9 protein-coding genes are annotated in these 11912 nt (G+C 74.3%); 7 read left to right on the top strand and 2 right to left on the bottom strand.

Annotation, left to right across the window (positions count from 1 at the left end; all coding sequences use genetic code 11):
• Positions 1–118 precede the first annotated feature (118 nt).
• Together GQS09_RS22900 and GQS09_RS22895 are read right to left on the bottom strand one after the other, a co-directional pair.
• Positions 119–1120, bottom strand: a complete 1002-nt coding sequence (locus GQS09_RS22900; protein ID WP_165989238.1) for a MoxR family ATPase — start codon at positions 1118–1120, stop codon at positions 119–121.
• 176 nt (positions 1121–1296) lie between these two features.
• Positions 1297–1821, bottom strand: coding sequence for a carbonic anhydrase (locus GQS09_RS22895; RefSeq protein WP_207958163.1), 525 nt, complete (start codon positions 1819–1821; stop codon positions 1297–1299).
• Between the two features lie 289 nt (positions 1822–2110).
• Between GQS09_RS22895 and rsmH the strand changes: the two genes are divergently transcribed.
• The 7 genes from rsmH to murD all read left to right on the top strand — a co-directional run bounded on the left by rsmH (position 2111) and on the right by murD (position 11746).
• Positions 2111–3085, top strand: a complete 975-nt coding sequence (gene rsmH / locus GQS09_RS22890; RefSeq protein WP_165989233.1) for a 16S rRNA (cytosine(1402)-N(4))-methyltransferase RsmH — start codon at positions 2111–2113, stop codon at positions 3083–3085.
• Positions 3082–3738 (top strand): hypothetical protein, encoded by a 657-nt coding sequence (locus tag GQS09_RS28725; RefSeq protein WP_207958162.1) that lies wholly within the window; start codon positions 3082–3084, stop codon positions 3736–3738. The genes rsmH and GQS09_RS28725 overlap by 4 nt, the downstream gene beginning before the upstream one ends.
• A complete protein-coding gene (locus GQS09_RS22880; protein ID WP_165989231.1) occupies positions 3735–5702 on the top strand; it encodes a penicillin-binding protein 2 in 1968 nt (655 codons plus the stop codon). Before GQS09_RS28725 ends, GQS09_RS22880 begins: the two co-directional genes overlap by 4 nt.
• 152 nt (positions 5703–5854) lie before the next feature.
• Complete coding sequence (locus tag GQS09_RS22875; RefSeq protein ID WP_313896290.1) at positions 5855–7666, top strand: UDP-N-acetylmuramoyl-L-alanyl-D-glutamate--2,6-diaminopimelate ligase; 1812 nt, start codon at positions 5855–5857, stop codon at positions 7664–7666.
• Positions 7663–9219 carry a UDP-N-acetylmuramoyl-tripeptide--D-alanyl-D-alanine ligase gene (gene murF / locus GQS09_RS22870; RefSeq protein ID WP_243761692.1) on the top strand — a complete coding sequence of 519 codons (1557 nt, stop codon included), beginning with the start codon at positions 7663–7665 and terminating at the stop codon, positions 9217–9219. Before GQS09_RS22875 ends, murF begins: the two co-directional genes overlap by 4 nt.
• On the top strand, positions 9216–10280 hold the full coding sequence (mraY, locus tag GQS09_RS22865; protein WP_165989228.1) for a phospho-N-acetylmuramoyl-pentapeptide-transferase: 1065 nt from the start codon (positions 9216–9218) through the stop codon (positions 10278–10280). The genes murF and mraY overlap by 4 nt, the downstream gene beginning before the upstream one ends.
• On the top strand, positions 10277–11746 hold the full coding sequence (murD, locus tag GQS09_RS22860) for a UDP-N-acetylmuramoyl-L-alanine--D-glutamate ligase (RefSeq protein WP_243761691.1): 1470 nt from the start codon (positions 10277–10279) through the stop codon (positions 11744–11746). The genes mraY and murD overlap by 4 nt, the downstream gene beginning before the upstream one ends.
• The last annotated feature ends 166 nt before the right edge of the window (positions 11747–11912 follow it).

Raw genomic sequence — 11912 nt, 5'->3', positions numbered from 1 at the left:
GCGCCGGGCCCGGCACCGGGTACGGCTCCCGGAGCGCCGCCCGGGCCCGCCGGGGCCGGCGGCACCGGGGGCACCGGCGGTACCCGCGGGACGGCGGCGGTGCGGTGGCCGCGGGACATCAGAAGCCCCGGTGCGGCCGGCCGTACTGCGGCTGGTAGGCGCCGGGCACCGGGGTCCGCTGCACGATCTCGGCGACGAACTCCTCGGCCGTCTGCCGGTTGAGCTGCGCCTGGGCGGTGGGCAGCAGCCGGTGCGCGAGCACCGGCCCGGCCAGGTGCTGGATGTCGTCCGGCAGCACGTACTCGCGGCTGCTGAGCATGGCCGACGCCCGTGCGGCCCGCAGGAGCTGGAGCGTGGCGCGCGGCGAGGCGCCCAGCCGCAGCCCCGGGTGCTGGCGGGTGGCGGTCACCAGGTCCAGGGCGTAGCGCCGCACCGGTTCGGAGACGTGCACCTCGCGCACCGCCTGGATGAGTTTCACCACGTCCGGAGCCTGGGCGGCGGGCTCCAGAACCTCCAGCGGGGATGCCGCGCCGTGCGACTCCAGCATCCGCAGCTCGGCCTCCGGGCTGGGGTAGCCGACGGAGACGCGGGCCATGAACCGGTCCCGCTGTGCCTCGGGCAGGGGGTAGGTGCCCTCCATCTCCACCGGGTTCTGGGTGGCGATCACCATGAACGGCTCGGGCAGGGCGTAGGTCTGGCCGTCTGCCGTGACCTGCCGCTCCTCCATCGCCTCCAGCAGCGCGGACTGGGTCTTGGGCGAGGCGCGGTTGATCTCGTCGCCGATCACGATCTGTGCGAAGACCGCGCCGGGCTTGAACTCGAAGTCCTTGTGCTGCTGGTCGAAGACGCTGACCCCGGTGATGTCCGAGGGCAGCAGGTCGGGGGTGAACTGGATACGCCGCACCGAGCAGTCGACGGACCGGGCCAGCGCCTTGGCCAGCATGGTCTTGCCCACGCCGGGCACGTCCTCCAGCAGCAGGTGTCCCTCGGCCAGCAGCACGGTCAGGGACAGCCGGACGACCTCCGGCTTGCCCTCGATCACGCTCTCGATCGAACGGCGCACCTGGTCGATGGTGCCGCTCAGCTCGTTGAGCCTGACGTGTTCCTCATAGGTCGTCACCCGGCCCTCCTCGGCCCGTTATGTCCGGTCCGGGCCGAATGGTCGGTCAGGACCCCGGCCTGGACACCCCCGTACCCCGCTCCGGTGCCGCCGGCACCGGAGCGGGGTCTCCGGCCGTCCGACGGCCGGAACGGATGCCTTTCAGCAGGCATTCTTCACACAATTGCGGTCCCGCGTCACGTTCCCGCGTCGCGCGGAGCCTCCGACCCGTCGACCTCGCGCAGGAGGCCGGTGGTCACGTCGAAGACGAACCCCCGTACATCTTCAGTGTGCAGGAGGAAGGGAGAAGTGCGCACCCGTGCCATCGACTGCCGGACATCCTGGTCCACGTCCGTGAACGACTCCACCGACCAGCTGGGCTTCTGGCCGACCTCGCGCTCCAGTTCGGTGCGGAAGTCCTCGGTGAGCACCTGCAGGCCGCAGCCGGTGTGGTGGATCAGCACCACGGATTCCGTGCCGAGTGCACGCTGACTGATGGTCAGCGAGCGGATGACGTCGTCGGTGATCACGCCGCCCGCGTTGCGGATCGTGTGGCAGTCGCCCAGTTCCAGACCCAGGGCCGCGTGCAGGTCGATCCGGGCGTCCATGCAGGCGACGACGGCCACCTTGCGCACCGGCCGGGCGTCCATTCCCGGGTCCCGGAAGCTCTCGGCGTACTCGTTGTTCGCTCTGACCAGCTCATCAATGACCGTAGGAGACATGGCACGACCGTAGCGCGGATGGCGGCCGCCCCCCATGGGGACCTCTGCCGACGCATGACGCGGCGCTGTGAGACCGGGCACCGCGGCGGGTGCGCCGGGCGGGAGAAACACCGCCGCGCGGCCAACCGCAGTGATTGACCGGGCAGGCAGGTGGACTAATGTGGCGCGCAGCCGGAAGCGTGCGACCGCGACCCCCGCGGCCCGTCCCGGCCTCCCGCGGCCCCCGGCCGGCATCCCCGCCGGGCCGCCGCGCTCCCGCCAGGACTCCGCAGGCTCCTTCGGAAGGCGCATGACCACCAGCAACGACCGGCCGGCGGAAGCCCGGCACCAGCCCGTCATGCTCCAGCGCTGCCTGGATCTGCTGGGGCCCGCCCTCCGTGTGCCCGGCGCGGTCGTGGTCGACTGCACCCTGGGCCTGGGCGGGCATGCCGCCGCGCTGCTGGCCGCCTTCCCCGGGGTCCGGCTGATCGGCCTGGACCGGGACCCGGCCGCGCTGGAGCTGGCCGGGCGGCGGCTGGCCCCGTACGGCCCGCGCGCCGACCTGGTGCACGCGGTCTACGACGAGCTTCCTGCGGTGCTGGACCGGCTCGGCACTCCCCGGGTGGCCGGGATCCTGTTCGACCTCGGGGTCTCCTCCATGCAGCTCGACGAGGACGAGCGCGGCTTCGCCTACTCCCGGGACGCCCCGCTGGACATGCGCATGGATCCCTCCCACGGCCTCAGCGCCGCCGAGGTGCTCAACACCTATCCGCCCGGCGAGCTGGTCCGCGTGCTGCGCGAGTACGGCGAGGAGCGGCATGCCCGCCGGATCGTGGAGCAGGTGGTGCGGGAGCGGGGGCGGGAGCCGATCCGCACCAGCGGCCGGCTGGTCGAGCTCATCCGGGAGGCGCTGCCCCAGGCGGCCATGCGCACCGGAGGAAATCCGGCGAAGCGCACCTTCCAGGCGCTGCGCATCGAGGTCAACGGCGAGCTGGACATCCTGGAGCGGGCCGTGCCGGACGCGGTGGCCGCTCTCGCGGTGGGCGGCCGGATCGTGGTGCTCTCCTACCACTCCCTGGAGGACCGGCTGGTCAAGCGGGTGCTGACGGCCGGCGCGACCAGCACCGCGCCGCCCGGCCTTCCGGTGGTGCCCGAGCAGTACCAGCCCCGTCTGAAGCTGCTGACCAGGGGAGCCGAGCTGCCGGACGAGGAAGAGGTGGCGGCCAACCGGCGGGCCGCCCCGGCCCGGCTGCGGGCCGCCGAACGCATCCGGGAGGCCCTGTGAGCGGGGATGTGAGCGGGGATGTGAACGGGGAGAGGGACGTACCGGCACAGCGGCTCGCCCGGCTGGCCGGCCTGGTGCCCAGGGGCTCCTCCAGCGCCGCCCGCACCCCCTTCGTGCTGCTGATCGTGGTGCTGCTGGGCGCCGGCATGCTGGGCCTGCTGCTGCTCAACGCCGCTCTCAACCAGGGCTCCTTCGAACAGGCCGAGTTGCGCCGCCAGACCGAGGAACTGGCCGGAGAGGAGCAGGCCCTGCAGGCCGAGGTGGACGCCTACTCCGCCCCGGACGCGCTCGCCGAGCGGGCCCGCGAGCTGGGCCTGGTGCCCGGCGGCCCGCCGGTCTTCCTGGACGCGCAGGGCCGGGTACTCGGCTCCGCCGGGCCGGTGCCCGCCCCGCCGGAGCCGGAGCCGGAAGAAGAACCGGAAGAAGAACCGGAAGAAGAACCGGAGGAGGAGACCGGGCAGGCCGGACAGGGCCAGGAGACCGGGGAGACGCCGGCGGAGGAGCCCTCCGGCCGGGACGGCACCCCACCGGAGGAGACCGGGCAGGCGGAGCAGGCAGGGGAGCCGGAGCAGCCGGAGGAGACGCGGCAGGAGCAGCAGGCGGACGGCGCCGGGGACGGCACCGGCGGCACCGGGCCGGGAGGCGGCGGATGAGCAGAGCACCGTCCCGCGCCCCGGCCCCCCGGCGGCGCCGCCCCGACGACCTCCGCCTGGGCAGCCCCCGCCCCCGGCTGCGCCTGGTGAGCCTCGCCCTGACCCTGGTCATGCTGGTCTTCGCCGCCCGGCTGGTCCAGGTCCAGGTGGTGGACGCCGCCGCCTACACCGAGCACGCCTCCTCCAACCGCTATGTCACCGTGCCGCTCGCCGCGCAGCGCGGGGACATCACCGACCGCAACGGCACCGCCCTGGCCACCACGGTCGACGCCTACGACATCATCGCCGACCCCACCCTCTTCACCCGGGACATCACCGGTGTGGACGACGCCCCGGAACAGGCCGCCGCCCTGCTCGCCCCGATCCTCGGCGAGGACGAGGAGGAACTGGCCGGCCTGCTGGCCACGCCCGACTCGCAGTACGTGCTGCTGGCCCGCCAGCAGACCCCCCAGGCCTGGCGCCAGATCACCGACCTGCGCCGCGCCCTGGCCGAGCGCGAGGACGCGGGCACCGGCCACCAGGTGCTCACCGGCGTCTTCCGGGAGCGGAACCCCAAGCGTGTCTACCCCGGCGGCGACCTGGCGGCCGGCGTGCTCGGCTTCGTCAACGGCGAGGGCCGTGGCGGGGCGGGCCTCGAAGCGCAGTTCGACAAGGAACTCGCCGGGCAGGACGGCGCCATCCGCTACGCCCAGTCCGGCGGGCGGCGGGTCCCCACCGCGGACAGTGACGAGCAGCCGCCGGTGCCCGGCACCGACATGGAGCTCACCCTCGACCGGGACATCCAGTGGGCCGCGCAGCGGGCCATCGAGGCCCAGGTGGAGGAATCCGCCGCGGACGGCGGTTACGTGGTCGTGCAGGACGTGCGCACCGGGGAGATCCTGGCCATGGCCAACGCCCCGGGTTTCGATCCCCACGACTACGCCCGGACCGACCCCGCGCTGCTCGGCAACCCCGCTCTCCAGGACGCCTACGAGCCCGGCTCCACCAGCAAGGTGATCTCCATGGCGGCCGTGCTCCAGGAGGGCGTGGCGAGCAGCGGCACGCATGTCACCGTGCCCAACCGGCTGCCGCGCGCCGACCGCGCCTTTGCCGACGACCGGGACCACGAGACGCTCCACCTCACCCTGGCCGGCGTGCTGGCCCGGTCCAGCAACATCGGCACCATCCTGGCCGTCGAACGGCTGGGCGACACCCAGGCGGAGGCCAACGAGGTGCTGCACTCGTACCTGACCGCCTTCGGCATCGGCCGGCCGACCGGCCTGGGTTTCCCGGGCGAGACCCGGGGCATCCTGGCCGACCCGGAGGACTGGAACGCCTCCCAGCAGTACACCGTGGCCTTCGGCCAGGGCCTGTCGCTCAACGCCGTGCAGGCCGCCTCGGTCTACTCCACCGTGGCCAACGGCGGGATGCGCATCGCCCCCACCCTGATCCGGGGCACCACCGGGGCGGACGGCCGCTACGAGCCCTGGCCCCGGCCGGAGCCGGACCGGGTGATCAGCAAGGGCACCGCCGAGGAACTCACCGCCATGCTGGAGACGGTGGTGGCCGACGACGAACTGGGCACCGGCAAGATCGCCAGGATCGACGGCTACCGGGTGGCGGGCAAGACCGGCACCTCCAACCGGGTCGACCCGGAGACCGGCCGCTACCACGGCTACACCGCCTCCTTCGCCGGCTTCGCGCCCGCGGACGACCCGCGGATCACCGTCTACTGCGCGGTGCAGAACCCGACCCGGGACTCGCACAGCGGCAGCCAGGTGTGCGGGCCGGTCTTCAAGGAGGTCATGGAGTTCTCGCTGAAGTCGTTGCGGGTGGCACCCACCGGCGCCGAGCCGCAGGCCCTGCCCGCCACCTTCGAGCCCGAGGACTCGGCCGCGGACACCCCCGGCACCCCGGATGCCGGGGACCCGGGGCAGGCCGCGGACGGCGACGCCCCGCGCAGGGAGAACGATCCCGAGGAGTAGCACTCCGGCACACATCGATCACACTGGTCTCACCGGCCACACCGGCCACACCGGCCACACCGGCCACACCGGCCGCACCGGCCGCACCGCGCCGCCCCGGCGCACGAGATCCGAGCAGAACCTTTGAGCAATACGCACAGGGAGCACGATCAGTGATCACCACCACCGGGGGAGAGCACCCGTCCGCCCCGGAACGGCCCGCCTCGCTTCGCCCGGGCACCGCCACGGCGGGTACGCTCACCGCCGTGCACCACGCGGACGACCGGCCCGATCAGGCGGCCGACGACCAGACCCACCCGCAGGCGGCTCCGGGCGCCCCGCCCCCGGGCACCACCCCGCAGGGCTCCCCGGCCCTGCCCAGGCCCGACCGGCCGGTCCCCGTGCCGCTGACCGTCCTCGCCCGCCTGGCCGGCGCCGCCGCCCCGGCCGACGGGGCCGCCGGGGCCGACGAGGACTTCGGAGCGATCACTGTCACCGGCATTACCCACGACTCCCGCGCCGTACACCCCGGCGACCTGTACGCCGCGCTGCCCGGCGCCCGCTTCCACGGCGCCGACTTCGCCGCCCAGGCCGCCGCCCTCGGCGCCACCGCCGTGCTCACCGACCCGACCGGCACCGAGCGCGCCGCCGCCACCGGTCTGCCGGTGCTCACCGTGGCGGAGCCCCGCCGCCGCATGGGACACCTGGCGGCCCGCATCTACGGCGAGCCCGGCCGCGACCTGCTGCAGATCGGCATCACCGGCACCTCCGGCAAGACCACCACCGCCTACCTGGTCGAGGGCGGGCTGCGCCGCTTCGTCAAGGAAGGCACCCGCACCGGGCTGATCGGCACCGTGGAGATGCGGATCGGCGACGACCGGATCAAGTCCGAGCGCACCACCCCCGAGGCCACCGACCTCCAGGCGCTGTTCGCCGTGATGCGGCAGCGCGGGGTGGCGGCCGTGGCCATGGAGGTGTCCAGCCACGCCCTGGTGCTGGGCCGGGTGGACGGCTGCGTCTTCGACATCGCGGTCTTCACCAACCTCAGCCCCGAGCACCTGGACTTCCATCCGGACATGGAGGACTACTTCCGGGCCAAGGCGCAGCTGTTCACCCCGGAACGGTCCGGCCACGGCGTGGTCAACATCGACGACCCGTGGGGCCGCCGGCTGGCCGCCGAGGCCGCCGTCCCGGTCACCACCTACTCGGCCGAGGGCCACCCGGACGCCGACTGGCGGGCCGACGACGTGGACTCCGGGCCGATCGGCTCCACCTTCACCGTGTCCGGCCCCGGCGGGGTGCGGGTGCGCGCCGCCGTCCCGCTGCCGGGCTCCTTCAACGTCTCCAACGCGCTGGCCGCGATCACCGCGCTGGCCGTGGCCGGCGCCGACCCGCAGGCCGCAGCCGACGGCGTGGCCGCGGTGCCCGGCGTGCCCGGCCGCCTGGAGCGGGTGGACGCCGGCCAGCCGTACCTGGCCGTGGTGGACTACGCGCACAAGCCGGACGCCGTGGAGTCCGTCCTGCAGGCCGTGCGCCGGGTCACCACCGGCCGGGTGCACGCGGTGCTCGGCTGCGGCGGCGACCGCGACCCGCACAAGCGCGCCGCCATGGGCGCCGCCCTCGCCCGGCTCGCCGACACCGCCGTGCTCACCTCCGACAACCCCCGGACCGAGGACCCGCTCGCGATCCTGGCCGCCATGCTGGCCGGAGCCGCGCAGGTACCCGCGCACGAGCGCGGCACCGTGCTGCTGGAGGAGGACCGCGCCGCGGCCATCGCCGCCGCGGTCGCCCGCGCCGAGCCCGGCGATGCCGTGCTGGTGGCCGGCAAGGGCCACGAGCTGGGCCAGGACATCGCCGGTGTGATCCGGCCCTTCGACGACCGTCTGGAGCTGCGCGCCGCGATCGAGCGGGCGGGACATGCCGCCGCCGGCCCCGCAGCCCAAGCCGCCCCTCTCACCCCCGGGATGGACCAGGACAGCGCATGATCCCACTCTCCGTCGCCGAGCTCGCCGCGATCGTCCGGGGCACGCTCCACGGCATACCGGAACACGAGCCACCCCCGCCCGCCGCCGGCGACGGGCCGGGAGCCGAGGCCGCAGCGGCCCCGCCGGACGGTTCCTCCGCGGCCCCCGACGGCAGCGGTGCCGGCCGCGTGAGCGGCTCCGCCGCCGCGCAGCGGCTGATCACCGGCCCGGTGGTCACCGACTCCCGGCAGGCCGCCCCCGGCTCGCTGTTCGTCGCCTTCCGCGGTCAGCACGCGGACGGGCACGACTACGCCGCCCAGGCCGTCTCCGCCGGGGCGGTGGCCGTGCTCGCCACCCGCCCCGTCGGCGTGCCCGCGATCCTGGTGGACGACGTCACCCGGGCCCTCGGCGACCTCGCCCGGCACACCGTGGAGGAGCTCGGCACCACCGTGGTCGCGCTCACCGGCTCGGCCGGCAAGACCAGCACCAAGGACCTGATCGCCCAGCTCCTGGAGCGCCTCGGCCCGACCGTGTGGCCGCCCGGCTCCTTCAACAACGAGATCGGGCTGCCGCTCACCGCGCTCCGGGCCGACCGGGGGACCCGTCACCTGGTGCTGGAGATGGGCGCCCGCGGCATCGGCCACATCCGCTACCTCACCTCCCTCACCCCGCCCCGGATCGGCGTGGTGCTCAACGTGGGCACCGCGCACATCGGCGAGTTCGGCGGCCGGGACGCCATCGCCCGCGCCAAGGGCGAACTGGTCGAGTCCCTGCCGCCCGCGGCGCAGGGCGGCATCGCCGTGCTCAACGCGGACGACCCGCTGGTGCGCGCCATGGCCGGCCGCACCGCCGCCCGGGTGGTCCTCTTCGGCGAGTCCCCCGACGCCGCCGTGCGGGCCGAGGAGGTCCGCCTCACCGACGACGGACGCCCCTCCTTCACCCTCAACACCCCCTCCGGGCGCACCGGTGTGACCATGCGCCTGTACGGTGAGCACCACGTGTCGAACGCGCTCGCCGCGGCGGCGGTCGCCCACGAACTGGGCATGTCCGCCGAAGCGATCGCCGAGGCACTGTCATCCGCGAGCTCGCTCTCCCGGTGGCGCATGGAGGTCACCGAACGAGCGGACGGCGTCACGATCGTCAATGACGCCTACAACGCCAACCCCGACTCGGTCCGGGCCGCCCTGCGCGCCCTGGTCGCCATGGGCAAGGGCCGCCGTACCTGGGCGGTGCTCGGTGAGATGGCCGAACTGGGGGACGAGGCGTTCGCCGAGCACGACGCGGTCGGGCGCCTCGCCGTCCGGCTCAACGTCAGCAAGCTCGTGTCGGTGGGCGGCCGCACCGCCGCCTGGATCGACATGGGCGCCAGGAATGAGGGTTCGTGGGGTGAGGAGTCGGTGCACGTGTCCGACGCTGCGGCGGCGGTCGACCTGCTGCGCGCTGAGCTGCGGCCGGGAGATGTGGTGTTGGTGAAGGCGAGCCGGGCGGCCGGCCTGGAACAGGTCGCCCTGGAGCTCACCCGGGGGGCCGGCGGCGGGGCCGCGGCTGCCGAAGGCGGGGTCGCCGCCCGATGAGGCAGATCCTCTTCTCCGGAAGCATCGCGCTGTTCCTGACCCTGGTCGGCACCCCGCTGCTGATCAAGCTCCTGGCCCGCAAGGGCTACGGCCAGTACATCCGGGACGACGGCCCCCGGGACCACCACAGCAAGCGCGGCACCCCCACCATGGGCGGCATCGCGTTCATCCTGGCCACCCTGATCGCCTATGCGGTGACCAAGATCATCAACGGCAGCAGCCCCACGCTGTCCGGTCTGCTGGTGCTCGCCCTCTTCGCCGGCATGGGCCTGGTCGGGTTCCTGGACGACTACATCAAGATCGTCAAACAGCGCAGCCTGGGCCTGCGGGCCCGGGCCAAGATGCTGGGCCAGTTCGTGGTCGGCGTGACCTTTGCGATACTCGCGCTCAACTTCGAGGACGCCCGGGGCCTGACCCCGGCCTCCACCCAGCTCTCCTTCACGCAGGACTTCGGCTGGTCCATCGGCCCGGTGCTGTTCGTGGTGTGGGCGCTGTTCATGATCCTCGCCATGTCCAACGGCGTGAACCTCACCGACGGCCTGGACGGCCTGGCCACCGGCGCCTCGGTGATGGTCTTCGGCGCCTATGTCTTCATCGGCGTCTGGCAGTACGGCCAGACCTGCGCCAACGAGGTCACCGCCGGCGCCCTGTGCTACGAGGTCCGCGACCCGCTGGACCTGGCCATCGTGGCCGCCGCGCTGATGGGCGCCACGTTCGGCTTCCTGTGGTGGAACACCTCCCCGGCCAAGATCTTCATGGGCGACACCGGCTCCCTGGCCCTGGGCGGCGCACTGGCCGGCCTGGCCATCCTCTCCCGCACCGAACTGCTGCTGGCCGTGCTCGGCGGCCTGTTCGTGCTGATCACCATGTCGGTGGTCATCCAGGTGGGCTCCTTCCGGCTGACCGGCCGCCGGGTGTTCAAGATGGCCCCGCTGCAGCACCACTTCGAACTGAAGGGCTGGAGCGAGGTGCTGGTGGTGGTCCGGTTCTGGATCATCCAGGGCATCTGCGTGATCGTCGGCATCGGCATCTTCTACGGAAGCTGGGTGGCAGGCTTTTGAACCACTCCCCGAACCGTCCTGCCGAGGGTGCCGCCGCGTTCGCCGGGCAGCGCGTCACCGTGGCCGGGATCGGCGTCAGCGGCCTGAGCGCGGCCCGCGCCCTGGCCCGGCTGGGCGCCGAGGTCACCGTGGTGGACGGCGGCGACGGCCCGGCCCAGCGCGCACGCGCCGGGCAACTGGCCGCCGAGGGCATCGCCACCCGCCTCGGTGACGGCGACACCCTGCCGGCCGGCACCGGCCTGGTGGTCACCTCGCCGGGCTGGCGGCCGGACAGCCCGCTGTTCGCCGCCGCCGCGGCGGCCGGGGCGGAGGTCATCGGCGACGTGGAGGTGGCCTGGCGGCTGCGCCGCCCGGGACCGGGCGGCGAACCGGCCCCGTGGCTCGCGGTCACCGGCACCAACGGCAAGACCACCACCACCCGGATGCTGGCCTCGATCCTGCGGGCCGCCGGGCTGCGCACCGCCGCCGTCGGCAACATCGGCACCCCCCTCATCGACGTCGTGCTCGGCGGCCCCGGCGAGGAGGCCGGAGCCGCGTACGACGTGCTGGCCGTGGAGCTCTCCAGCTACCAGCTCCACTGGGCGCCCGGACTGCGGCCGCACTCCGCCGCGGTGCTCAACCTGGCCCCGGACCATCTGGACTGGCACGGCTCCATGGCGGCCTACGCCGCCGACAAGGGCCGCATCTACCACGGCAACCGGGTCGCCTGCGTGTACAACGCAGCCGACCCGGCCACCGAGGAACTGGTCCGCGCCGCCGACGTGGCGGAGGGCTGCCGGGCCGTCGGCTTCACCCTGGGCACCCCCGGCCCCTCCCAGCTCGGCGTGGTGGAGGACCTGCTGGTGGACCGGGCCTTCGTCCGGGACCGGCAGCGCACCGCCCAGGAACTCGCCGCGGTCTCCGACGTCCGGCCCGCCGCCCCGCACAACATCGCCAACGCCCTGGCCGCCGCCGCGCTGGCCCGCGCCTACGGCGTGGAGCCGGCCGCGGTCCGGGAGGGCCTGCGCACCTTCCGCCCGGACGCCCACCGGATCACCCGGGTCGCCGAGGTGGCCGGAGTCACCTATGTGGACGACTCCAAGGCCACCAACACCCACGCCGCGCTGGCCTCGCTGTCCGCCTGCCGCCCGGTGGTGTGGATCGCCGGCGGCCTGGCCAAGGGCGCGGTCTTCGACGACCTGGTCCGGGAGTCCGCCGGGCGGCTGCGCGCGGCCGTGCTCCTCGGCAGGGACCGCCACCTGATCGCCGCGGCGCTGGCGCGACACGCCCCCGATGTGCCGGTGGCGGACCTTGACCGGACCGACACTGGGGCGATGGCCGAGGCCGTCCGGGAGGCCGCCCGGCTGGCCCAGCCCGGCGACACCGTCCTGCTGGCCCCGGCCTGCGCCTCGATGGACATGTTCACCGACTACAGCGAACGCGGCGATGCCTTCGCCGCAGCCGTCCGCGAGCTGGCCACCGGCTAGGCTCTCCCCGGGCCCGGCACGGACCACCGCGCGCCGGGCCCGAGGAGGGGAACCAGACGATGCACCCGCACAGGCCGCCGTCCGCCTCCCGCGCGGCGCCGCCGGACGCCCCGTCCCGCGGTGAGCCGCGCGCCGAGCCCCGTGCCCGCGGCGGCGGCCCGGCCGC

Origin of the sequence: Streptomyces sp. YIM 98790, from assembly GCF_011421595.1 — a bacterium.
Lineage (GTDB): Bacteria > Actinomycetota > Actinomycetes > Streptomycetales > Streptomycetaceae > Streptomyces.
Note: the sequence above shows the minus strand (reverse complement) of the source record. Positions and strands in the feature narration are given on the sequence as shown.

Excerpts from the sequence above, each read along its gene's own strand:
- murF (WP_243761692.1), top strand. The coding sequence starts at position 7,663 with ATGATCCCACTCTCCGTCGCCGAGCTCGCCGCGATCGTCCGGGGCACG.
- mraY (WP_165989228.1), top strand. The coding sequence starts at position 9,216 with ATGAGGCAGATCCTCTTCTCCGGAAGCATCGCGCTGTTCCTGACCCTG.
- rsmH (WP_165989233.1), top strand. The coding sequence starts at position 2,111 with ATGACCACCAGCAACGACCGGCCGGCGGAAGCCCGGCACCAGCCCGTC.
- GQS09_RS22895 (WP_207958163.1), bottom strand. The coding sequence starts at position 1,821 with ATGTCTCCTACGGTCATTGATGAGCTGGTCAGAGCGAACAACGAGTAC.
- GQS09_RS22880 (WP_165989231.1), top strand. The coding sequence starts at position 3,735 with ATGAGCAGAGCACCGTCCCGCGCCCCGGCCCCCCGGCGGCGCCGCCCC.